The sequence below is a fragment of the Butyrivibrio fibrisolvens genome, assembly GCF_037113525.1.
Classification (GTDB): Bacteria; Bacillota; Clostridia; order Lachnospirales; family Lachnospiraceae; genus Butyrivibrio; species Butyrivibrio fibrisolvens.
In genome coordinates, this window is the sequence record NZ_CP146963.1 from 1,734,174 (window position 1) to 1,759,121 (window position 24,948).

A 24,948-nucleotide genomic window follows, 5' to 3' on the forward strand; every position below is an offset into this window, starting at 1 on the left:
AAGGCATCTAAATTATTTAAAACACTATTTGACATATGAAATAATAGTGATATCATAATGATATCAAAAGAAATTATTTTGTATTACAGCTTTTTTAGACGAGAAAGGAAGGAAAGGTTATGGATACAAATATTCAAGAGAAAGTAATTCAAGGTCATAAAAACGGCTTTGCAGCAATGATCATCATTTCAATTCTGTATGCTTTGGGAATTGTGGCTGTGATCTTTGGTGGCATCGGGCTTGATGATGGAGCAAGCGCAGGAGATATCGCACTGTTCGTAGCCGGAATCATTTGGGTCAGCTTTGGCTGGATCCCATATCTTGGGCTTAAGGTCTTAAAGCCAGGTGAAGCTCTTGTACTTACGCTTTTTGGTAAATACATCGGAACCCTTAATAGCGACGGATTCTTCTATGTAAACCCATTCTGCACAGCAGTTAACCCTGCTGCAGATACAAAGTTGGGACAGAGCGGAGACATCTCCGACAATGGCAAGAGCAAGATTGCAGCAGCCCTGACAATCTCAGGAACTGGTGCTGCAATTGATACTTCCGCCAGAAACAAGAAGATTTCTCTTAAAGTTATGACCCTCAGCAACTCCCGTCAGAAGGTCAATGATATCCTTGGTAATCCTGTTGAGATCGCAGTTGCAGTTATGTGGAAGGTTACAGATACAGCAAAAGCAGTATTTGCAGTAGATAACTACAAAGAATATCTTTCACTCCAGTGTGACACAGCAGTCAGAAATGTAGTTAAGCTTTATCCTTACGATGTAACTGAAAATATTGATACAACCGGTGATGGACAGGCTGATGATGGAAGCCTTCGTGGTTCAACAGAGGTTGTTGCTAACAGGATCATGGCTGAGATCCAGGGCAAGGTTGCAGAAGCTGGTATAGAGATCGTAGATGCAAGGATCACATATCTTGCATATGCACCTGAGATCGCAGCAGCAATGCTTCAGAGACAGCAGGCAGCAGCAGTAGTAGATGCCAGAAAGCTCATCGTTGATGGTGCTGTAGGTATGGTAGAGCTGGCGCTTGAGCGTCTTAGTGAGAAGGAACTTGTAGATCTTGATGAGGAGCGCAAGGCAGCAATGGTATCAAATCTCCTCGTAGTTCTTTGCGGCAATCACGACGCACAGCCTATAGTTAATACAGGAAGCCTGTACTAATGGCAGAAAAGAAGCAGGTACCGCTTAGACTTAGCGCAAAGTTGTACGATGCTATTGCTGCCTGGGCAGAAGACGACTTTCGCTCTGTTAACGGCCAGATAGAATACTTACTTACAGAATGTGTAAAGCAGAGAAAAAAAGACGGGAAATATGTTTCCCAGCATTTGGATGAACCACCGGAGTTTGATATTAAGTAATCGGTAATTATAGAAATATGAGGTTTAGGTATGAGTGTATTAAAAGTAGAAAATTATTCAAAAATCTATAGCGGCACTAAAAAGGCTGCAGATAACATCTCACTTGACGTTGAAAGCGGAGACATCTACGGCTTCATAGGACACAACGGTGCCGGTAAGAGTACCACAATCAGAGCAATAGTTGGAGTTCTTGATTTTACAGATGGCGAGATCTATATAGATGGTCATTCTGTGAAAAAAGAGCCCCTGGAATGCAAGAAGATAACAGCATATATTCCTGATAACCCAGATCTTTACGAGAATCTGACAGGACTTCAGTATCTTGATTTTATCGCTGATGTTTTTGATATAGATTCTGATGTGAGACAGGCAAGGATCAAAGAGTACGCAGATAAGCTTGAGATCACAGATGCTCTTTCAGATCCAATCTCTTCATATTCACATGGTATGAAGCAGAAGGTTGCCATTATTTCAGCCCTTATCCATGAACCTAAGCTCCTTGTTATGGACGAACCCTTTGTGGGTCTCGATCCCAAGGCTGCATATATGCTCAAGGAGATCATGCATGACATGTGTAAAAAGGGAAGCGCAGTATTTTTTTCCACACATGTACTTGATGTAGCAGAAAAGCTTTGTAACAAGGTTGCGATCATCAAAGAAGGTAAGATCATCACACAGGGTACTATGGAAGATCTCGTTGGTGACAAGTCACTTGAAGAGGTATTCCTTGAAGGCGTAAATATCGCCTAAATTTGAGGTTAATATATGAAAAATAGAACTATGCTGCTTCTTAAGACTCTGAACAGATCCACCAGTTCACTTAATATTCTTAAGACGTCAGGCGACAAAAAGAAAAAACAAAAGATAATTGCTTCATATGTAGGTTTCGGACTAATTTATATACTTATTGTAGTTTATGCAGTTATGTCGGCCTATGGTTATGCACAGCTGGGACTTGTTGATAAGCTCCCTATGCTGACAGCGCTTCTTTTATGTACACTTGCTTTTTTACTCACTCTTTTTAAAGCAGGAAGCTATCTTTTCGGCTTTCGTGAATACGAGATGCTGATGGCACTTCCCTTTAGTGAAAAGACAATCGTTTCAAGTAAGTTCCTTTACATGTACGTTAAGAGCCTGCCACTTAACATGGCTATTTCAGTGGCCATGCTTATAGGATATGGTATTTTCAAGGGACCTGCGATCTACGTTTATCCTTTGTGGATCGTGCTTTCTGCTGTTCTCCTTGTTATTCCAATGCTTGCAGCAAGCTTTTTTGGCTTCCTGATCGCAAAGATCGGTACAGCATTCAAACATTGGAAAGTTGTGCAGACAATACTTACTCTTGTGTTTGTAATGATTTGCTTTTCCCTTAGATTTATTATTGAAAAGCTGTTTAGAAACGGCGAAGTGAAGACAGCTATTACAGATGCTTCAAAGAGTATAGATATGATGGGTACTTACTATCCACCTATGGCGTGGTTTGAAAAGGCCATAGTAGATCACAACATCTTATCAGCTATACTTTTAGTAGTAGTTACAGCTGTAGTATTTGAGATTGTTTTCTACATCCTTTCAAGATCTTATAAAAAGATGAACTCAGTTATGAGAACTGGCGCGGCAAAACGTAGTGGTCAGATCAAGATCCAGAAGAAAAAGAGTAAGGAAAGAGCTATTGCAGTTAAGGAGCTCAGAAGACTTGTTAGCTCAACCAACTATTTTGTTAACATAGGAATTGGTTATATACTTGCGATCGTTGTTTCAGTGCTGGCGCTGGTTATAGGAGTTGATAAGATAATCCAGGTAGTTGTTAATGGAGCACCGGTGACATCTCAGATGATACTTCCGGCCATTCCTTTCGTGATCTATTTCCTGACAGGTATGGTACCTATGACAACATGTTCACCTTCACTTGAAGGCAAGAACTATTGGATCCTTCAAAGTTCACCACTTACAAACAGAGACATTTATTTTGGAAAACTCCTTGCAAGCCTTTATATCTCAGTTCCGGTACAGCTTTTTGCAACTATCATGTTTTGTATAAGTGCAAAGGCATCTGTGCTGGAGACGATCTTCTTCATGATCCTTGGCTTTATCCTTTGCGTCTTTTCCTCTTCATTTGGACTTGCCTGCGGAATCCACTTCATGAAACTTGAATGGGAAAATGAGATTGAAGTTATCAAGCAGGGAACAGCTGTTGTGGTATATATGTTCCCGAACATGATACTTACGTGTGCAATGCTTTTTGGAAGTATTTTCCTTTCAAAAGTAATAGGTATAGTTTTAGTATCATTAATTATTGCATTAGTATATGTTCTATTGTCACTGATCGTATACCTGAGAGTTAAGTCTTTGTGCAGAGTACTTTGAGCCTTGAAGGAGAGTCTAGATATGATTGATTCAAATATTTTTTTATATGAAGGATTACTTATCGCATTTGGAATTATCGTTCCTGTAGGATTAGCTATCTGGTGGGTAGTTACAAGAAAAGAGAAGATAACCACAGTTCTTGCGGGCGCGGCAACATGGTTTGTTTTTGCAGTACTGCTTGAAGCTATTCCAAAGTATTTTTTCTTTAACCCGGATACAGCACTTGGGCAGACTGTTCTTGGGAATGTAGTACTGTTTAGTGCAATCGGAGCACTTCTTGCCGGAATATTCGAAGAGACAGGAAGACTTGTAGTATTTAAGACTCTTCTTAGAAATCGAACGAATCGTGAAACCGCTATATCACATGGCATAGGTCATGGCGGATTTGAGGCAATGTTTTTACTTGTGTCCGCATCAGTTAGTTATCTTACATATGCTGTTATGATAAATAACGGAACATTTGATACTATGGTCAGCCAGCTTGAGGCGCAGGGAACTGATGTGTCCAGTCTTGTTACTCTTCCTGAGCAGATGGCTTCGATTACTTTAGGATATTGCCTGCTCACTATGGTAGAAAGAATCTTTGCAATGCTGCTTCATGTGGGACTTTCTATCGTAGTATTTAATTCTGTACGAAGATCAAAGATCAGTTTGTTCTTCCTTGCAGTTTTACTTCATGCCCTTTTCGATGTACCGGCAGCGCTTTACCAGGCAGGAGTTTTGAATCTGTATGTGACAGAAGCAATACTTGTGGTATATTCTGTTGTATTCTTTGTGATTGTCTATAAGCTATTTTTTAAACACAACCCAGTTGTGTGACCAGGGTACTGGAAGGCCGAAGAGGGTTACGACCTTATCAGCTATATTTCGGTACCAGGAATAGTTCCAGCCGGCGCCCATGTCCATGTAGAGGGCGTTGGTGACGCCGAGCCTTTGAAGCTCTTCCATAAACTCTGTGAAGTGCATCATGTTAACGGAATCTATGATGCAAAGATTCCCGTTAAGTTCTGCAAGAGTTCTATAGCATCTGGCTCTTGGCCTGTCGAAGTTCATGACAACTTCATGATCTTTGATAAGGCCAAACTGCATGAAACCATTGCCGCCTGCATCGGCGGCTTTTTTTATTGCCCCTTGAGGGTCATCAAAATCAAAAGAGAATTCTCCATTCGCGAATGTAAATGCAGCAAAAGAGTCCTTGTTGTAGGGACTACTATAATATACGCCGTTAACAGCGTGGTCGCCTTCCACGTTCTCCTGCGTAAAATCAAGACTTACCGTATGCTGAAAAGCTGCCCCGCAGCACCAGGTTATGGAATCATCTGACTTAGAAGGGCGGTCTTCACATACAAGTTCTACACTTGAATATTCCGGGAAAAAGATATAGACCTTCCCTGTGTTATAGATAACAGTCTCATCTGATGGAACAATCTCTTCAATAGCCATAGAAGATGCGTCTATACTTTCTCTAATATTTATATGATATTGAGATATAAGCCCCATGAATATAAATGCAAATGACGGGATCACAAGTATCGATGACGCATAGCAAATGCGATAGAGATACTTAAGCGGCTTAAATGTGAGCTTCTCAGGCCCCCAGAGATAGATCACCAAAGTGACAACTTGAACCAGAGCTATAGTCAGATAAAACATATATAAGATATTAAGCCACATCTGAGCTACGAAAAAGCAGGTGAATGAGCACAAGGAAAGCAGTGCCATTGCCATAAGCCAGATTCCGGATAAACGTTTGCGTAGGTTCATTTATTGTTTTTCCTTTCACGTTTTTCTTTGAGAAGTTCATGACGGAGTAGCTTGAAAGAATCAAACTGGGATTCTATGCATATGAGCATGATGAGGATAGACATATCGGTCAGATACATTAGAGCATTAGCCCACATGCCGGATGCTGAAAGGCCCAGCATACTGTTGGTAACAATAAGGATAATGTACACGATGAATTTGAATATGATAGCCATACGGTTGAAGATTACATTCTCAGGATTTCCATGAATCGCGTAATTGATGATGAAATGATTGATCGTAATAACTATCGTCATGAGAAAAGACATACCTGCGGCTGCAAGGTACAAGCTCCCCTGTACACCAACAACAAGATATACATCAAAATCCTGCTCACTCCAAAGCTTTCCCAGAACAAGATAAGCTTCCTCGTACATTAAACTAAAGAAAACTCCGCCCATAAGACCCTTGGCAACGTCCCAGTTGTAATGCCTGAATGCAAAGAACATGGCAACGGTTGTGATGAGCTTAATCACAAGCCCAAATATAGCCATATAATTATCTTCCTGAAGAGTTAATAAAAAAAGAGAAGTGGTGCCTGTGATCACAGCCAATAAGCACATTACAGCCATCAGCTGTTCATTTAAGAAGATGGATTCAGAACTTTTTTCTTTTATCATCTTATCCTCGTGTGGTATTTGATATTGAAAAAACGATAATGGGATATCTATATAACATATTTTACCAAAGGCATGTTCCTGTGTCATATCCAAGTTTGAAGAAAAGAATCGTTTCCTATGCGCACATATGCGGAACACACTAAGTGGCCTGTCATAGATTTTCGTGTCCCTACATTTTGATCATTGCAGTTATAAGTATTGTAGGTGCAGGTTTCAAAAGCATTAAAAAAGGATAATAATAATAGCAGGGACAAGCCAGGTTGACCCTGCTATTATTATATTTATACTTATAATATATAAAGAATATAAGAAAAAGAGGATTTCACATGAAGCATTATATAATCGCAAAATTCAAAGACAGTAATGATACAGAAAAACTATTACCTGAAATTACTTCTCTTTTTGATAAGGTTCTAGATATAGAAGGTATAAATGGCGTGACTATCCGTAAATCTAACAGTACTCGTGAAAACAGATACAGTATCATGATCGAGATAGATCTTACTCATGAAGGATTGGAAGCCTTTGATGCTTCTGATGTGCATAAAGAGTGGAAGTCTGTATATGGTGACAGGCTTATGAGCAAAGCTATATTTGATTGCGATTGATAACCTGTGCGGCATAAGCTTATATGATCATTGCAATGGAAAGCTGATTTGAAAACTTTACAATGGAAATATGAATAAAATGAATATTGCACGAATAAAAATGCATAAAACATTCAAAAATATACATTTTTAAACTTGCATTGCCAAATCCGATGTGATAAAGTAGCATTCATAACATGTATAAATATACAGGAGGAATTCATATGGCACAACTTTGGGGCGGCCGTTTTAAAGGTAAAACAGACCAGCTTGCCTGGGATTTTAATGCATCTATATCTTTTGACAAGAGGCTTTTGGAGGCAGATGTAAGAGGCTCCAGAGCACATGTAGAAATGCTTGCTAAAAAGGGTATCATCACAAATGAAGATAAGGAAGCTATCTTCAAAGGGCTCGATTCAATTATGGCAGATGTTGAGAGCGGAAAGCTTGTGATTACTACTGAATATGAAGATGTACACAGCTTCATAGAAGCTAATCTCATCGACAGGATCGGTGATGCAGGCAAGAAGATGCATACAGGCAGAAGCCGTAATGACCAGGTTGCGCTTGATATGAGACTTTATACAAGAGATAAGGTTGAGGAGACTCAGGAGCTTATCATAGATATGCTTAAAACTCTTCTTGATCTTCAAAAAGAGCATCTTGATACCTATATGCCTGGCTTTACACATCTTCAGAAGGCTCAGCCTCTTACACTTGCACATCACCTTGGCGCATATTTTGAGATGTTCAAGCGTGACGCACTTCGTATGAAGGATATCTATAAGAGAATGAACTATTGTCCTCTTGGAGCAGGAGCGCTTGCAGGCACAACTTACGATCTTGATAGAGAATATACGGCACAGCTTCTTGGATTTGAAGGCCCGACTCTTAACAGTATGGATTCTGTTTCTGACAGAGACTATCTTCTTGAGTTCATGTCAGCTCTTTCCATAATGCAGATGCATCTTTCAAGATTTGCAGAAGAGGTTATCATCTGGAATTCCAATGAGTATCAGTTTGTAACAATAGATGATGCCTATTCTACAGGCAGCAGCATCATGCCTCAGAAGAAGAATCCTGATATAGCCGAGCTTGTTCGTGGTAAGACAGGTAGGATCTACGGCGATCTTATGAGCCTTCTTACTACTATGAAAGGAATCCCGCTTGCATATAATAAGGATATGCAGGAAGACAAGGAAGTAGCATTTGATGCGATGGACAATGCAATGAACTGTCTGATTCTTTTTACAGATATGCTCAGAACACTTAAATTCAACAAGGATGCTATGCAAAAGAGTGCTGTGAACGGTTTTACTAATGCGACAGATGCGGCAGATTATCTCGTTGTAAAGGGAGTTCCTTTCAGGGATGCACATTCTGTCATCGGACAGATAGTCCTTCACTGCATTGAGAAGGACTGCGCCATCGATGAGCTTGATCTTGAGACGCTTAAGAAATTCGATCCGCACTTCGATAATGATATATATGATGCAATATCACTTAAGACCTGTGTGGAAAAGAGGCTTACAGTCGGAGCTCCTGGCATAGGAGCTATGGAGAAGGTTATTGCAGAAAATGAGAAGTTTTTGCTTGATGAAATGGCATAATAAAGATGTTTTTCATGGCTTCAAGGTTAATAAAGTATGACTTCTTAAATGTAAATTACAGAAACGCGCATTTACTGCGTGTTTCGTGATTCGATGAATCGGTTGGCAATAGAGCCTTCGACGAAGTCGAACTCAATTGGCTCTATTGCTGCATTTTTGAATCTATGATTCAAAAATGTATGATCTGGATGTTGACCATTTGATCAAATGAGCTATGAAAATAAACTTTTGAAGGCAAAAAATGTGTAATTTATCTCTTTTCACAGAGAAAAAATGAGATTATAATAGACAGCAAATTAACGCGCTAAAGTACGGAACGCGTAAAAGGTTAAAAGAGGAGCATATTATGAGTGAGAAGTTGAAAGTAGCAGTCCTTGGTGCAACAGGAATGGTTGGTCAGAGATTTATCTCTATTCTCGCAGATCATCCTTGGTTTGAGGTTAAGACAGTGGCTGCCAGCCCCAGAAGTGCGGGCAAGACCTATGAAGAGAGCGTTGGCGACAGATGGAAGATGGATATTCCAATGCCTGAAGCAGTTAAGAATCTTGTTATTCAGGATGTAACTGATGTTAAGGGTGTTGCATCTGACGTAGATTTTGTTCTTTCAGCTGTAAACATGAGCAAGGACGAGATCAAGGCTATAGAAGAAGAGTATGCTAAGACTGAGACTCCTGTAGTTTCAAACAATTCAGCTCATCGTTGGACACCGGACGTTCCTATGATCGTTCCGGAGATCAATCCTCAGCACAGCGATATTATCGAGTATCAGAGAAAGCGTCTTGGCACAACAAGAGGTTTCATCGCTGTTAAGCCTAACTGCTCAATTCAGAGCTATACACCAGCTCTTGCTGCATGGAAAGAGTATGGCCCTTATGAAGTAGTTGCTACAACATACCAGGCTATTTCAGGTGCAGGTAAGAATTTTAAAGAGTGGCCTGAAATGGAAGGCAACATCATCCCATTCATCTCCGGTGAAGAAGAGAAGTCAGAGCTTGAGCCTCTCAGAATCTTCGGTCACATTGAAAATGGCGTGATCGTTCCTGCAGAAAGCCCTGTTATCACAACACAGTGTATCCGCGTTCCTGTTCTTTACGGTCACACAGCAGCTGCTTTCGTAAGATTCAAGAAGGAAGCTACTAAGGAAGAGCTTATCGAGAAGCTCGTTTCCTTCACAGGCAAGCCACAGGAACTTGGACTTCCATCAGCTCCTAAGCAGTTCATCCAGTATCTTGAAGATGACAATCGTCCTCAGGTTGCTCTTGATGTTAACTACGAAGGCGGAATGGGCGTTTCAATCGGAAGACTTCGTAAGGATACAGTATATGACTGGAAGTTCGTAGGCCTTTCACACAATACTCTCAGAGGCGCTGCTGGCGGTGCTGTAGAGTGTGCTGAGCTTATGAAGGCTCTTGGATATATCCAGGCTAAATAAGTAATAATTTCTTGTAAAAGAAAATATAGAAATCTAAGTGGATTTGTTTTATAATAAGCGTTGGTGTCGACGTTTTCAGCATACACTGAAAATGCCCGCCAACGCTTATTCTATTGGGAGGAATCTTATAATGATTACTTTACAGATCTTGATTGCAGCTCTGGTTGCAGAATTACCTTTTTCAGGTAATACTTTTAGTGTGTGGGATGTAGCCGCTATTGGTCTTGCTACCATTGTAGTCAGATTAGCATTTCACAAATTGCTCAAGGTTCATGGCCTTGCAAACGCAATTTCTTTTAATCTTTCACTTATCACAGCATCAGTGCCAATGATGCATTATATCTGGTGGCATATGACCAACCAGGCAGAATATTCAGTAGCTTCCAACGTATGGATGATCATTTTGTGTGGTATTATATGGCTCGTTTTCTGGAGACTCATAAACCCCTGGTACTACACAAAGGTTGATGATTCATATGTAGCTATGAGCTTTATTCCTTATTTCAAGAACAGTGTGGTACTCAGAGTAGTTGATGGTATTATCCAGCTTCTTCCTATGACTGCATTTGTTGCTTTCGTATGGTATGGTTTTGCAGGACACTTCAGCCCTAAGGCTATCATTGGTCTTGTAGCTGCTAACGTTGTATGGGTAGCAGTATTCCTCTTCCTTGTAGCAAGAGATGAGAAGAACCATCCTGATGCTGTTATCGAGACAGCTAAGGATCCATATTCAGATCACGTTGAGAACGAGACAGAGTCACGTTTCGAAGTAAAGCTTACAGACAAGAACTACAAACTGTTCACAGCTTGCAAGATCCTTGTTCTTTATGCAGCACTTTGCCTTGATGGTCTTTACTATGACAGAATTCATAATGACCTCAATGCTACATTTTCACGTACAGCAGGAATTGCATTCCTTATTACTGTACTTGCAATCCTTGCAGCTTACCTTCTTCAGGAAAGACTTAGTCTTCGCCTTATCGTTAACAAGAACCGTTTTGGTATCCACAAGATCTTCAGCTTCGGTGAAGTTGTAGATGAGAAGGATATCGTTGACTATGAGCTTACAGGCAAGAACGGAACCGGACTTGCACTTACATATTTCAACGACAACAATAACAAAGAGATTCGCTTCGATGGCGCTTATGAGAACGTAACTAAGCTTAAGAACTACATCATCGAAGAGACAGCTATTGAAAGATATACTCCTAAGACAGCAGCTCAGAAGAAAGAAGAGCTTGAGAAGCGCAGAGCTGAGAAGGCTGCTAAGAAGGAAGAAGAAAAGAGACTTGCTCCTGAGAAGGCTGCTAAGAAGAAAGCTGAAAAGGAAGCTGAGAAGGAAAGAAAGGCTGCCGAGAAAGCACTTAGCAAAGAAAGAAGCAAGATCGAGAAGGAAGCAAGACAGAAGCACGAAGAAAGAGAAAAGCTTGCTAAGAAGAGAAAAGCTGAGAGAGATAAAAAACGTGCAGAAGAAGCTGCTTCCAAAAAAGCTGAAGAAGAGAGCAAGGCTGAGAAAAATGCCTGATAAGGGATTTGCCTAACCTGCATTGTAAAGGTCATGCCCGCGGGCATGACCTTTTTAAAATCTAAAAACTCAGGAGAATTTAATGCCAAAAAGCGTTTATATTGCGGAGAAACCAAGTGTTGCTCAGGCTTTTGGAGCAGCGCTTGAACACGCTGATAACGAAAAATACAGAAAAGCAGACGGATACTGGGAGTCCGACAACTCCATCATAACCTGGTGCGTCGGACATCTTGTTACAATGAGTTATCCCGAAGTTTATGATGAGAAATATAAAAAGTGGCAGATGGATACACTGCCATTCATTCCTGAAGATTTCAAATACGAAGTCATTCCGAATGTCCGTAAGCAGTTCAATATTGTAAGCGGACTCCTTAACAGAGACGATGTTGATACCATTTACATCTGCACTGACTCGGGACGAGAAGGTGAGTATATCTACAGACTTGTAGACCAGCAGGCAGGTGTCAAAGGTAAAACCAGAAAGCGTGTCTGGATCGATTCACAGACAGAAGAAGAGATCATAAGAGGTATCAGAGAAGCCAAGGATGATTCCGAATACGACAACCTTGGATCTGCGGCATATCTTCGTGCCAAGGAAGACTACCTTATGGGTATCAACTTCTCAAGAGCGCTGACACTCAGATACGGCTATAACATCAAATCCTATCTTGGAATGGATAAGGGTGTTGTATCTGTCGGACGAGTTATGACCTGCGTTTTGGGTATAGTCGTAGACAGAGAGCGTGAGATCAGAAACTTTGTTAAGACATCTTTTTACAAGGTTAATGCCTCTCTTGTGATAGGAGACAGGACCCCTGATGCAGAATGGAAAGTGCAGCCTGAAAGTAAGTATGACCAGTCACCCCTCCTGTATTCAGAAAAGGGCTTTAAGAAAAAAGAAGATGCGGATACCTTCATAGATCTTTGTAAAAGATCTGCAGACCCTTTGGAATTTACAGTTGCCAAAGCTGAGAAAAAGAAAGAGACCAAGAACGCACCGCTTCTTTATAACCTTGCAGAGCTTCAGAATGACTGCTCCAGATATTTCAAGATAAACCCAGATGAGACACTTGCTGTAGCTCAGGAGCTTTATGAGAAGAAGCTTACAACTTATCCAAGAACTGATGCCAGAGTATTATCATCAGCTATATGCAAAGTTATAAATAAGAACATATCAGGACTTCAGAACTATCCGCAGGCAGGAGTATTTGCAAAGTCCATACTTCAGCATGAATCCTACAAGGGAATAGCTAAGACAAGATACTGCGATGACAAGGCTATCACAGATCACTATGCTATCATCCCTACAGGCCAGGGATTATCAGCACTTTCAGGATGTTCTGCAACTACTCAAAAGGTATATGAGATCATAGTAAGAAGATTCCTTGCAATCTTTTTCCCACCTGCCCAGTACCAGAAGGTTGCTCTTGATCTTGAGCTTCCACTTATTGAGTCAAGGCAGGGAGCAGGAGGAGAGCAGATTCCATACAAGGAACACTTTTATAGCAACTTCAAAGTCCTTTCTGCAAAGGGATACCTTCATGTAATGGATTATTCTTTTTTCAAGAAAAAAGAAAAAGATGCAGAAGGAGAGACAAGCGCTGACAACGAAGATCAGATGACAGATGAAGCATTCTTCGAAGAGCTTCAGAAGATCAGAAAGGGAAGTAAGATCCCGGTTTCTGCCATGTCTGTAAAGGAAGGTGAGACATCACCGCCTAAGCGCTACAACTCCGGAACCATGATCCTTACTATGGAGAATGCCGGACAGTTCATAGAAGATGAAGAGCTTCGTTCTCAGATAAAGGGAAGCGGAATAGGAACATCTGCTACCCGTGCAGGAATACTGACTAAGCTTTTTGCTATCAAGTACCTTAACCTTAACAAGAAGACCCAGATAATAACACCTACGCAGCTGGGTGAGATGGTATATGAAACGGTAGCAATTTCCATGAAGCCTATGCTCAACCCTGCTCTTACTGCATCTTGGGAAAAGGGCCTTACAGGGGTTGCTGAAGGTGCTATTTCTGAAAAGGAATACATGGACAAGCTTGACGATTTCGTTTCAAGACGAACCAATCAGGTTAAGGAAAATAATTATAAGAATCAGCTGATGCAAAGATTCAGGACGATAGACCAGTACTATGCGGATACTAAGACATCAGGCAAGACTACAGCTAAGAAGACTTCGAAGTCACCTGCGAAGTGAATAAAGAAGTTATATTCTTAAAATCATGGTAAAAGATGTTTGATTTTGAACAAAATGAAAATCAGAAAAAAGGAGTAAAACAAAATGTTAGAAGCATATACTATTAAAAATATGTACGATCTCAATGAGACAATAGCCGCAGATCTTTTCGAGGGAGCAACATATCCATGGGAAGTCCTTTCCAAGATCAAAGATTTCATTGCAGAGCTTGGTCCAAAGCTTCCAAAGGATAAGTTCGAGCAAAGAGGTGAGCATGTATGGGTAGCTAAGAGTGCTACAGTATTCGATTCAGCTTACCTTGGCGATTACTGCATCATCGATGAGGATGCAGAGGTTCGTCAGTGCGCATTCATAAGAGGAAATGCTATCGTTGGTAAGGGAGCAGTAGTTGGCAACTCAACTGAGCTCAAGAACGTGGTTCTTTTTAACAAGGTTCAGGTTCCTCACTATAACTATGTTGGAGATTCTGTCCTTGGTAACTTCGCACACATGGGCGCAGGCTCCATCACATCTAATGTTAAGAGTGACAAGAAGCTTGTCGTTGTTAAGGATACTCAGTCAGATGATAAGTGTGAGACAGGCCTTAAGAAGTTCGGCGCAATGCTTGGTGACCACGTAGAAGTTGGATGTAACAGCGTACTTAACCCTGGTACCTGCATCGGAAGATGGTCCAATGTCTACCCTACAAGCTGCGTTCGCGGATGCATTCCGGATCATCACATCTACAAGAATCAGGACAATATTGTTCCCAAAGAAGATTAATAAAGTTCTGTTAAAAAAATATCATTCCCCATTGAAATTAAAGAGATTATGTGCAAAAATAGGATTGGTGCTCGGCAAACACCAACCTATTTTTTATTCGGTAGTGAGTAATGAAAGTTACTTTACAATACGAAAGGAGATTTTACATGATTTACTCAACAGAGGTAAAAAACATGTGCCCTGTAACTCAAGGGGTACACCATGGCGCAGCTCCCATTCCGGAAGAGGCTAAGTGGGTTAAGTCAAAAGAAATTAAGGACATCTCAGGCTATACACATGGTATCGGCTGGTGTGCTCCTCAGCAGGGTTGCTGTAAGCTTTCCCTTAATGTTAAGGAAGGTATCATTCAGGAGGCACTTGTTGAGACTATTGGTTGTTCAGGTATGACACATTCTGCAGCTATGGCTTCAGAAATTCTTCCTGGTCTTACAGTTCTTGAAGCTCTTAACACAGACCTTGTTTGTGACGCTATCAACACAGCTATGAGAGAGCTTTTCCTTCAGATCGTTTATGGTCGTACACAGTCTGCATTCTCAGAAGATGGACTTCAGATCGGTGCTGGTCTTGAAGATCTTGGTAAGGGTAACCGTTCAATGGTTGGTACAACATACGGTACTCTTGAGAAGGGACCTCGTTATCTCGAGCTTACAGATGGTTACATCACAGATATCGCTCTTGATGAGAACGATGAGATCATCGGATACAAGTATGTTAACTTTGGTAAGATGATGGACTTCATCAAGGCTGGTGACGATGCTAACACAGCTCTTGAGAAGGCTAAAGGACAGTATGGACGTGTTGCTGATGCAGTTCGTTGCATCGATCCTAGACACGAGTAATCATAGGTAAGGAGGAATATAATAATGGCTTTATTTGAATCATATGAAAGAAGAGAGCCCCAGATCCTGGCTTGCCTTAAGGAGTATGGAATCTCTTCAATTGAAGAATGTAGAGATATTTGCATGAATGCTGGTATCGATGTTTACAAGCTCATCGAAGGCATTCAGCCAATCTGTTTTGAAAATGCAAAGTGGGCTTACACAGTAGGTGCTGCTATCGCAATCAAGAAGAACTGCCGTAAGGCTGCTGACGCTGCTGCAGCTATCGGTATCGGTCTTCAGGCTTTCTGTATCCCTGGATCAGTTGCTGATCGTCGTAAAGTAGGTCTTGGCCATGGTAACCTTGGTAAGATGCTTCTTGAAGAAGATACAGAGTGCTTCGCATTCCTTGCTGGTCATGAGTCATTCGCAGCAGCTGAGGGTGCTATCGGTATCGCAGAGAAGGCTAACAAAGTTCGTCAGAAACCTCTCCGCGTTATCCTTAACGGTCTTGGAAAAGACGCTGCACAGATCATCTCTCGTATCAACGGTTTCACATATGTAGAGACTGAGTACGATTACTACACAGGTGAGGTTAAGGAAGTATTCAGAAAGTGCTACTCTAAGGATGCTAACTCTCCTCGTGCAAAGGTTAACTGCTACGGCGCTAACGACGTACAGGAAGGCGTTGCAATCATGTGGAAGGAGAACGTTGACGTATCTATCACAGGTAACTCAACTAACCCTACAAGATTCCAGCACCCAGTTGCAGGTACATACAAGAAAGAGCGTGTTGAAGCTGGTAAGAAGTACTTCTCAGTTGCTTCAGGTGGTGGTACAGGTCGTACACTTCACCCAGATAACATGGCAGCAGGTCCTGCTTCCTATGGTATGACAGATACTATGGGACGTATGCACTCTGATGCTCAGTTCGCTGGTTCTTCATCTGTTCCTGCTCACGTTGAGATGATGGGTCTTATCGGCGCTGGTAACAACCCTATGGTTGGTATGACAGTTTCTACAGCAGTTTCTATCGAAGAGGCTGCAAAGGCTGGTAAGTTCTAATTATCACGCATAATTGTAAGTAATGAAGGCCGTCGCACATTACAGTGTGGCGGCCTTTTTTGGGCCCCGGCGCTCAGGCGCGGGGCCCTTGCTTAAGTAAGGTTATCGCGGGAAAATTCCTTGGGCTGGCGTTTTATAAATGTTTTCCGCGTCTCAAAAGTATTCTAATTCAAGGCTTAATATCTGAAATCTTATATTCCGGGATTCAAACTCGCTTCGCTCAAACATGTGAATCCCAAACGGAATATAAGATTTCATCTATTAAGCTCTTGAATTTACGAATACTTTTGAAGACGCGAAAAACATTTATAAAACGCCAGCCCAAGGAATTTTCCGGCTTTAGATTTTGGCTAAATAACCAGTCCTTAAACATTTCAAAATGCAATTTATGGTTTGAAATGCATTTTGTCGTATCAAAGATGTATTCTGTCGTATCTGGTAATTAAGAAATCTGATTTACTTGTATAATAATTATGGCTTTGCTGCGACTGGGGATAAATAAAAGACTCAGAGGACATAGATAAGTATTTTTGTTGCAGTAAATGGTTTATTATTATATTTGTTCGGAGGAGATACGCATTGACTTATCAGGTAAGAGAATCAGCTGGATTTAAGATTATTGATATTGTAGGAATGATGATCATTGGAGGCTTTTCTATTGGAGGATACGGTTTTATTTTAAAATACCTAGTATTGGAATCAGCTATGGAATATGCGATATTTGCAGGAATCAGCATCGCCTTTTTTGCGTTTATTGTATATTGTTTGTATCAATTTCTTTCCGATAAGAGAGTGGCAGTGACTGTTAATGAAAGGGATAGGTATTTTATCATCCAAAGGACTTTAGGAGCGCCTGAAACAGTATATGCCAATGAGATTACTGCCTGGTATGCCGATGTAATAACATATTTATCAAAAGGCGGTTTTAAGACCACCGATTGTATTACCATCAGTTATGGAGGTAGGAAGGTCAAAATCCCATATTATTTTGAAAATTATGCAAGACTGGTCAATTCCCTTAAAAGGCTTGCAGGAAATCAGGCTCAGGGAGCACCAATAGATGAGAGCAAACTAAGTCCTGACAGTGCTATAGATTGTCTTGTAAAACAGCTCGATCCTGCAAAAACTTATGATTTTAACATAACTTATATAACTGAATGTGCTTTTATAGGATTCAGACCTGATCATCATAAGGCTACAGCCTTGTTATACAGGCAGAATGGCAGAACTCTTCAGGAGTCATTCTTTACTTATCTTTGTTCACGTTTCGACGAGTGGGATGAAGATCTGGCAAGACAGCTAAGAGAGGTGAATTTTAATATCCGTCCTGTAAATGGTGGCTTTCCTGAGATGATCAGCTATGAGTCGCCAAAGGCTAGAAAGAAAAAAAGAGACGTTCAGGAACATGCCGAGGGGCTGTATTATTACCTTTTACAAAATCTTGGAGAGCCGGTTGGAATGTATGAAAATGCTGAACCCTTAAGTCAATATGCAAGGAAGCTTCTGGGAGAGGAACTCTTTCATGACGAAGTTGAGCATTTGTTTTTTGTGGCATTTAATCAGTATGTCCTTTGCATAGCTATGGCAATTGACAACGATTGATTTTGTAAAAAATATCTATTTATACGTAATTGAGAGGTTTTATAACTTTGAAGCTTAATCTGAAATTTGTATTTATTACATTTACTCTTTTGAATTTAGTGTCGGGATTTTTGCGGGTTCTAAGTCACTATGATCCGTTTATCACTAAGAAAATTGACATCGTATTATATCTGATACAAATAATAATTCTGATGTTTATCTATAGAATAGCTTGTCTGATAACCCCAAAAAGAATCAATGCATCTAAGGTTAGGCATACTATAAGAAATTACATAATATGTGAAAGTGCTCTGCTCTATATTATTTGTATGTGCGGAAATGTGACATCAAAGCTTACGGGAGTGATGATTATTTTCCTGTTTATATTAAAACAAGTTTTAGAGTTTTTGCTTTATTATTGCGCACTGTGGGATATTTCAGATTATAGTACAAGAAATGACTATTTACACGAAAGACAATTAGCAACTAGAAAAATCAAAATTTTAATTCTGAGTGAGCTATCGATAGTATTATTATTTTTTTTCTTGATGCATTATAAGACTTCTAAGCTGTTGATAGCAGTCTATGTTTTGATCTTAGTTAGAACATACATTGAATTTAAAATTAGTAAGTATATTAGTGAATCATTTGATGGAAAATGCGAGGGCAATCCAAGCATAAGAAAGATAGTTGATATTAAGCTGGCCAAAAGCGAGATTATCAAAATTATCATTGTTTTTGGTCTTGTTGGATTGACGCTGATTCTAAGGTTTACCTATATAGATCACGATGTTGAAATGGAATATGATGATCGGGGGTTTGAATATCACTATCTAAAGTATGTTGATAATTCTCAATATTTCAATAATAATATGATGCCGAGCTGGACAGGCTTTTGTGACCGCAGATATGGAGTGCATAATCTGATAGCCGGAACTGATACAGGAGCAATTTATAAAGATGAACTTTATTTTGATAAAAATGGTATCGCATGGGATCATGCCAGGCATTTGATAGATATTTATGGGAATGAGCTGATTGAGACCCCTGCTGTTATGAACCTTCAAAAATCTTACGGTCAAAAGACTCTGGATGAATTTATTGATATGTGCTGTGAAAATGATATATATCAGATTGATACTGATTCTGTTCACGGAGGCTTTAAAGGAATAGGCTCTGATTATAGATCATATGAGTATTTCTATAATGGGCTGGGATGTTATTATTGTGATTTTTTTAATCGCTATGGACTTATTAGCGAGGATGGAGAAGTCGTAACTTCGCCTAAATACAAATATCTGAGGATTTATCATGATCCCCTTGCTGATTATCCAGTGGCTTTTGTTTATGAAGAAGATGGGGATGTTAATGTTCTGAATAGTGAAGGTCAAGAACTGGTTAATGAACCATATGGAAGAAGTAGGGATATTTATCTTTGTAGTCTTGGAATAATACACGTAACAGGTTGCGGACGGAATATGTCTAATTACTATATAAATACTAAAGGAGAATTGTTATCTCCAGATTATTATTATGATGGTGGTGAGTTGTGTGGAGATATTCTTTGTGTAAAAAAATACGAAGACGATAATAATACCTATATATTTGGTTATGATGGGCAATTATTGTTTAACTCTGATCAATATAGCAGCTACGAGGCGCACGCTAATTCCAAGGGTGAAGTAACATGCCTGCTTGTTTATTCAGAAGAAAAGTGCAAGTATGGCTTGATAGATTTTGATGGTAATCTTGTAACTAAAGACTGGTATCCTCTGATAGAGTTTAGAGATGGATCCTATAATTGCTATTCTTATGCAAATGATAGAACTCTTTTGGAAACAGTAGAATTGGAGTGATTAAAGTGAATAAAAGCGCGAAAGATAGTAACATAATATATATCATTATAGGTTTGGTAGTATGTCTGCTGATTTTTGCAGGTGGAGTACTGGCAGCATGCAGTATTGTATCTGATCACAAGAATAAAAAAGTGAATGAAGAACCAGGAAACGTCGAAAAATACACTTCTGAATCAGTTGAAGAATCTGATGAATTTGAGACAGAGCGGAGCGTTTCAGAAGAAGCTAATGAAACTGATGAAGATGAAAAAGTCGTCTACGAGACAGACAAGTACCAGCTGATCATTCATGGAGATGAAGAGTATTGTACTGTAAATAAAAAGGATTCCGGCGAAGAATTATGTACCATAACGCAGGGAGAGGGTATTTATCCTGTTGATTTTAATGAGGGTATACTTTATGAACATGAAAATGTTTTTGGATATGAAGGATTTGCGTTTTCTTTTCCTTACGGAGACTATAACAGGGTCGGATTTTATTGGATAAAAGATGGTGAAGTAAAATATCTGCCTGATCGCATTATACTTGGTTATTCTTTTGAAGATGCAGATAACGATGGTATTACGGAACTGGTTATTAATCATGTTTTCCTGGCTGATGGAGGAATAGAAGTATTTGCATTCAGAAGTGAAAATGATACTATTCAAAAAGCCAGGATTCATTGGGACGATCCGAATCAATTTGGCTCTTTCTATGATTCTGATTCTAAAATGATCAACGTTTACTTCAGGACATCGAATGGTGATGATTTTGAATCGATATCTGTTCCGGTAGATGAAGTGCTGCTAGATCCGGATCATTTTGAATATGAAGATTACGATTATAATGAATGAGACATGAACAGTAGCAAAAGGACCAAATGTATCCTCGGGAGTAGTGATAGCCTGCCCGAAGATATATTTGGTCCTTTTGTATTATAGACACATCCTCAATTATTTGGGTGCAGGTAGAAGTTACCGTTAACCTGCTCTGTCTTGATTACATTTATAAATGCCCCAGGATCGATATTTAATATTTCAGCTACAACTGTGCGGAGCTCGTCGCTGGATACGACGGAATATACGATGGTTCTGTCAGCGTTCTGGTAGGAGCCGTAGGCTTCGATGTCTGTAGCACCATGACCTGTGAGTTCATAGATCATGTCGGCGACTTCCTTGGGGCTCTGAGTTACGATCAGAAGGGTGTTCTTCTTATAACGCTTATAGAGGATGTGAATTACCTGTGTGGATGAAAACTGGAAGATGATTGAATACAGGGCTTTGTCCCATCCAAAGATAAATCCGTCAATAGTAAGGACCATTGCGTTGAATAACAGTATGTAGTTGAAAGAATCAATTCCGAATCTTTCAGAAATGGCAATTGCTATGAAGTCTGTTCCGCCGGTTGTGGCATCGGCTTTGAGACACATGCTGATGGCAAATCCGTTTATGAGTCCGCCGAATATACTGATCAGTAGTACATCGTAGGTTATTGCATGTACGGGAATAATATCTGTAAGGAATGTTACTAAAAGTATAGTAATACAGGAATACGTAGTGAATTTCTTGCCGATAAACTTAAATGAAATGACTATCGGAACTGAGTTCATTAGAAAGTATATGACACCGTATGGAACTGTTATTCCAAAGAATTTAAGGAAGATAGCCTGAAGCAGAAGAGTAAGACCAGCGAAGCCGCCTGGGAGAAGGTTTCCTGTGTAGACGAAGGTGCGAAGGTTGACCGACATGAGTATACCGGCGCATATGCAGAGTATAATTCTCCAGATGTCACTCCTCTTAAACTGAAAGACTTCTCTTGATGCCAACTTTTTACGTAACATAGTGTGTTTACCTCTTAAGGTTATTCTGACTTACTAAAACCAAAGATATATCAATAATGTATTTTTTAATATATCGGTCATTAGCCAGATTTATTCTACACCCACATTGTTTTTAATGTATATAGGAAAGTACATAAAAAACAATGTTTTTATGTATACAATAATCCTGCTTCTATAGCCTGTTTATATAAAAAATCATCCTTACAGGATTGTCCGGTAAGGATGGTTCATATTATTTTGCAAAGGCTTATTTTTTTAAATAAATGACTTGATGAATATTTCAAGTCCGATCGCAATGAGGATTCCGCCGCCGAGGAAGTTGGCGTATTTATGAAGCTTGCATCCGAACAGTTTGCCAAGCTTTACTCCAAGCATGCAGATAAAGAATGTTACAACGGCTATTATAAGGCCGCAGATGAATGCTTTAAGTGTGCTGTAACTTGCGATTGCAAAGCCTACAGAGAGAGCGTCGATCGAGGTTGCGATTCCCTGAATGAGAAGAGTTTTAGTGCTTATCTTTTTATCGCTTTTCGCAAGATCTTCTTCTAGCTTTTCTTTTGCATTGTCTTCGCCTTTTATGCCATCGATTATCATCTGGATTCCGATGTAGAGAAGAAGGAGAAGTGCGATCCATGGGATGAATTTCTGGAATGATACGAAAGCTGTCTGGATTGTATGAACGCAGAGCCATCCGATAAGTGGCATAGCGAACTGGAAGAAGGCGTATATGCCTGCCATTTTGGCATGTCTTGAAAGTGACATGTTGGGCTCTTTAAGTCCATTAGCGATGCTTACTGAGAATGCGTCCATTGCAAGACCTATGCCGAGGCCAATGCTCAGGATAAGAAATTCGATGATCATAGTCTGTACCTGCCTTTTTGTGTTTTCTTCCGAAAGTGGAAGATTTTGCCATTTTGAAGAACTAAACTGCCTGCAAATCGTGTTTTGACGCACAAAAAAACGAGACAAATGTAAAACCCTCGTTATATGTTCGAAAGCTTTACATGAGTCTCGCAATTTAAAATAAGCCAGGTTTCTGCCAAAACCAGTATGTTGACTTATTACGTATAACACGCTTGCTACTCCCTCATGGAGTATATAAAAAACAAGACTTAAATTTTCATCTAAGTCTTGTTTACTTTAACATAGTTATTTAGTTGTGACAAGAGGTGTTATTAATGATCAGAATAATTACTTTCCGATCATCTTAAGAAGCTCTGACTTTGGCTTTGCGCCTACGCTCTTTTCAACGATATCACCGTTTTTGAAAAATCCGATAGTAGGAATGGACATAACTCCGTACTTTGCTGCAAGATCCTGCTCATCATCAACATTGATCTTACCAACTTTGATATCATCATTTTCTTCAGCGATCTGATCTACAACAGGTGCCATCATCTTGCAAGGACCGCACCAGTCTGCATAGAAATCTACAAGCACAGGCTTGTCAGAATTAAGTACTTCTGTTTCAAAATTATCTGATGTAAGCTGTATTACTGCCATAAAAATTCTCCTTTTATAAATTGAATTATTAATGTTAGCGGTTATCTATAATCTTATTATAGAATGAAATTACAAAAAAACAATATCGTAAAATTAAATTTTACAAAATATTTATAAGGTGCCTATCCTTTTTTACGGAGAATAGGCAAACATGCTTATAAAACGCATGTTATAATGAATAATACATGATTACAGTCCATAAGTAGCAGGAAGCGCTATTACGCTTTTTGTGTAAGTATATGAATAAGTGATAAATATCAAATAAACGTCCGGCTATCATGAGGTTACCAATGCGTAAAGAAAAAGAAGTTTATCAAAGTAAAGTCAGGAAGCAGTCATTAGACGAATCCCTGAAATCCAAGATCAATCCCAAAGGAAAAGCCAATAGAAACGCCCAGAACAGCGTTAACAGGATCGCTTCTATTGCAGTATTTACCTTCCTTCAGATATTCTGGCTTGGAGTTCTTTTGTATGAATTCAGCAATTACAGTATGTATTTTCAGTTCGGCTTTTCGATATTGTCGATCATTATCGTGCTGACCATATACGGGCGGCATACCAATTCCGCCAACAAGATGCCCTGGATGATCTTTATTATGTTCATCCCTGTGTTTGGGATATTGTTGTATCTTCTTATGGGAAGGCCTGGGGTCACGTCAGGAGCCAGAAAGAGGTTTGAACTTATTGATTCCAAGATCCTTCCTTATATGAAACCACAACCCAAAAATATCCATGCCCTTGAAGTGGAGAATCCCTACATTGCATCCAGAGTCAGGTATGTTGAAAAGTATGGACATTTTCCCTTATACACTAATACGGATGTAGTATATTTTGATGATGCCGGGAAGGGAATAGAAGATCAGATCAGGGAGCTGAAAAAGGCCAGAAGCTTTATTTTCCTTGAATATTATGCAATTCAGGATTCTGAAACCTTTGAGCCTATCAAAGAAGTTCTGGCTCAAAAAGCTGAAGAGGGCCTTGAAGTTCGCGTTATCTATGATGATATCGGAAGCGGAGGCTTTATCAATAGCGGATTTATAAAAAGAATGGAAGCCCTTGGTATAAAGTGCCGTGTATTTAACCATGTAAGCCCTTTTTTCCAGGTTATCATGAATAATCGTGATCACAGGAAGATCACGGTAATAGATGGAAGAGTCGGTTTTACGGGTGGTTATAATATAGCAGATCTTTATACACACAGGATCGAGCCACATGGGTTCTGGAAGGATTCAGGTGTTAAGATCACAGGTGATGGCGTGGTGACTCTTACAGCTCTTTTCCTTGAGATGTGGAATGCTGTTAAGGCCAACGATATTGATGATAATGATCTGTCCATCTTTTTTCCAAAGGTGTTTTATACGGCAGTGGAAAAAGGCGGTTTTGTTCAGCCATTTGCAGATACGCCCCTTGATGAGGAGCTTCTAGGAGAGAACGTTTACATGGGAATGTTGCAGACGGCAAGGAAGTACTGCTGGTTTGTGACGCCGTATCTTGTTATCACTGATGAGTTGTGCCGTGAATTTGAGATCGCGGTCAAGAGGGGAATTGACGTAAGGATCATTACGCCGGGGATTCCGGATAAGAAGGTGGTATATGCCATCACAAGGTCCTACTACAATGAACTTGCTAGGAATGGTGTGAGGATCTTTGAGTATACTCCGGGATTTTGCCATGCCAAGATGTGTATTGCTGACGGGCAGTGTGCGACGGTGGGTACGCTCAATCTTGATTTCAGATCTTTGTATCTGCATTTTGAGGATGGTGTTTACCTTTACAATTGTAAGGCTATAAAAGATATAGAGGATGATTTTAAAAAGATGTTTGAAGTCAGTACCGAAGTTACTGACAAATATCATTCTCACAGAAGCGTTCCGCTTCGCATAAGTCAGTGTGCGTTAAGAATAGTGGCGCCGCTTGTATAAAAAATGTAAGCGGAAAATGTAAGTAAAAAATGGTTAGTGAAATAAAATTAACGTCATACAATTATTTATGGAACTAAAAAGTTTTAGTTTTAATAAATTA

22 protein-coding genes are annotated in these 24,948 nt (G+C 39.9%); 17 read left to right on the top strand and 5 right to left on the bottom strand.

All coding sequences use genetic code 11. From position 1 onward, the window contains the following. Window positions 1-131 precede the first annotated feature (131 nt). Genes WAA20_RS07085 through WAA20_RS07105 form a run of 5 tightly spaced genes read left to right on the top strand, consistent with a single transcriptional unit; the run spans window position 132 to window position 4,555 of the window. Window positions 132-1,172, top strand: a complete 1,041-nt coding sequence (locus WAA20_RS07085; protein WP_073385007.1) for an SPFH domain-containing protein — start codon at window positions 132-134, stop codon at window positions 1,170-1,172. After that, entirely contained in the window at window positions 1,172-1,369 is a 198-nt protein-coding gene (locus tag WAA20_RS07090; protein WP_026495756.1) for a PTS ascorbate transporter subunit IIC, read from the top strand. Before WAA20_RS07085 ends, WAA20_RS07090 begins: the two co-directional genes overlap by 1 nt. Before the next feature lie 30 nt (window positions 1,370-1,399). Next, on the top strand, window positions 1,400-2,119 hold the full coding sequence (locus WAA20_RS07095; RefSeq protein WP_073384510.1) for an ABC transporter ATP-binding protein: 720 nt from the start codon (window positions 1,400-1,402) through the stop codon (window positions 2,117-2,119). A gap of 15 nt (window positions 2,120-2,134) precedes the next feature. Then, a complete protein-coding gene (locus WAA20_RS07100) occupies window positions 2,135-3,736 on the top strand; it encodes a hypothetical protein (RefSeq protein WP_073384508.1) in 1,602 nt (533 codons plus the stop codon). Between the two features lie 21 nt (window positions 3,737-3,757). Beyond that, the gene (locus tag WAA20_RS07105; protein ID WP_073384507.1) at window positions 3,758-4,555 is read left to right on the top strand and encodes a YhfC family glutamic-type intramembrane protease; all 798 of its coding nucleotides are present in this window, start codon (window positions 3,758-3,760) and stop codon (window positions 4,553-4,555) included. On the opposite strand, the gene WAA20_RS07110 is transcribed toward WAA20_RS07105, so the two are convergent. Further along, window positions 4,526-5,500 carry a hypothetical protein gene (locus tag WAA20_RS07110; protein ID WP_073384505.1) on the bottom strand — a complete coding sequence of 325 codons (975 nt, stop codon included), beginning with the start codon at window positions 5,498-5,500 and terminating at the stop codon, window positions 4,526-4,528. The genes WAA20_RS07105 and WAA20_RS07110 overlap by 30 nt on opposite strands. Then, entirely contained in the window at window positions 5,497-6,159 is a 663-nt protein-coding gene (locus tag WAA20_RS07115; protein ID WP_073384503.1) for a hypothetical protein, read from the bottom strand. The genes WAA20_RS07110 and WAA20_RS07115 overlap by 4 nt, the downstream gene beginning before the upstream one ends. A gap of 326 nt (window positions 6,160-6,485) precedes the next feature. On the opposite strand from WAA20_RS07115, the gene WAA20_RS07120 reads away from it, so the two are divergent. The 11 genes from WAA20_RS07120 (at window position 6,486) to WAA20_RS07170 (ending at window position 20,437) form a co-directional block, all read left to right on the top strand. After that, window positions 6,486-6,767, top strand: coding sequence for a hypothetical protein (locus tag WAA20_RS07120; protein WP_073384501.1), 282 nt, complete (start codon window positions 6,486-6,488; stop codon window positions 6,765-6,767). Window positions 6,768-6,970: 203 nt separating this feature from the next. Next, a complete protein-coding gene (gene argH, locus WAA20_RS07125) occupies window positions 6,971-8,356 on the top strand; it encodes an argininosuccinate lyase (RefSeq protein ID WP_073384499.1) in 1,386 nt (461 codons plus the stop codon). Between the two features lie 346 nt (window positions 8,357-8,702). Continuing rightward, window positions 8,703-9,788, top strand: coding sequence for an aspartate-semialdehyde dehydrogenase (gene asd / locus WAA20_RS07130; RefSeq protein WP_073384497.1), 1,086 nt, complete (start codon window positions 8,703-8,705; stop codon window positions 9,786-9,788). 130 nt (window positions 9,789-9,918) lie between these two features. Further along, entirely contained in the window at window positions 9,919-11,313 is a 1,395-nt protein-coding gene (locus tag WAA20_RS07135) for a hypothetical protein (protein ID WP_073384495.1), read from the top strand. An 82-nt stretch (window positions 11,314-11,395) separates the two neighbouring features. Then, a complete protein-coding gene (locus WAA20_RS07140; protein WP_073384493.1) occupies window positions 11,396-13,522 on the top strand; it encodes a DNA topoisomerase in 2,127 nt (708 codons plus the stop codon). 84 nt (window positions 13,523-13,606) lie between these two features. Continuing rightward, window positions 13,607-14,284 carry a UDP-N-acetylglucosamine pyrophosphorylase gene (locus WAA20_RS07145; RefSeq protein WP_073384491.1) on the top strand — a complete coding sequence of 226 codons (678 nt, stop codon included), beginning with the start codon at window positions 13,607-13,609 and terminating at the stop codon, window positions 14,282-14,284. Window positions 14,285-14,430: 146 nt separating this feature from the next. After that, the gene (locus tag WAA20_RS07150) at window positions 14,431-15,123 is read left to right on the top strand and encodes an iron-sulfur cluster assembly scaffold protein (protein ID WP_027215449.1); all 693 of its coding nucleotides are present in this window, start codon (window positions 14,431-14,433) and stop codon (window positions 15,121-15,123) included. A 24-nt stretch (window positions 15,124-15,147) separates the two neighbouring features. After that, window positions 15,148-16,167, top strand: coding sequence for a GGGtGRT protein (locus WAA20_RS07155; RefSeq protein WP_073384489.1), 1,020 nt, complete (start codon window positions 15,148-15,150; stop codon window positions 16,165-16,167). 579 nt (window positions 16,168-16,746) lie between these two features. Beyond that, entirely contained in the window at window positions 16,747-17,769 is a 1,023-nt protein-coding gene (locus WAA20_RS07160; RefSeq protein ID WP_073384487.1) for a hypothetical protein, read from the top strand. 551 nt (window positions 17,770-18,320) lie between these two features. Continuing rightward, window positions 18,321-19,604: a WG repeat-containing protein gene (locus WAA20_RS07165; protein ID WP_167562624.1), complete on the top strand. Its 1,284-nt coding sequence runs from the start codon at window positions 18,321-18,323 to the stop codon at window positions 19,602-19,604. A gap of 5 nt (window positions 19,605-19,609) precedes the next feature. After that, window positions 19,610-20,437 (top strand): hypothetical protein, encoded by an 828-nt coding sequence (locus tag WAA20_RS07170; protein WP_073384483.1) that lies wholly within the window; start codon window positions 19,610-19,612, stop codon window positions 20,435-20,437. Window positions 20,438-20,532: 95 nt separating this feature from the next. On the opposite strand, the gene WAA20_RS07175 is transcribed toward WAA20_RS07170, so the two are convergent. The 3 genes from WAA20_RS07175 to trxA form a co-directional block, all read right to left on the bottom strand. Then, complete coding sequence (locus WAA20_RS07175) at window positions 20,533-21,423, bottom strand: YitT family protein (protein ID WP_073384482.1); 891 nt, start codon at window positions 21,421-21,423, stop codon at window positions 20,533-20,535. Window positions 21,424-21,678: 255 nt separating this feature from the next. Continuing rightward, on the bottom strand, window positions 21,679-22,284 hold the full coding sequence (locus tag WAA20_RS07180; protein ID WP_073384481.1) for a manganese efflux pump: 606 nt from the start codon (window positions 22,282-22,284) through the stop codon (window positions 21,679-21,681). Window positions 22,285-22,614: 330 nt separating this feature from the next. Beyond that, on the bottom strand, window positions 22,615-22,926 hold the full coding sequence (trxA, locus tag WAA20_RS07185; RefSeq protein WP_073384480.1) for a thioredoxin: 312 nt from the start codon (window positions 22,924-22,926) through the stop codon (window positions 22,615-22,617). Window positions 22,927-23,216: 290 nt separating this feature from the next. On the opposite strand from trxA, the gene cls reads away from it, so the two are divergent. Next, window positions 23,217-24,848: a cardiolipin synthase gene (gene cls, locus WAA20_RS07190; protein ID WP_081373596.1), complete on the top strand. Its 1,632-nt coding sequence runs from the start codon at window positions 23,217-23,219 to the stop codon at window positions 24,846-24,848. Window positions 24,849-24,948: the final 100 nt, after the last annotated feature.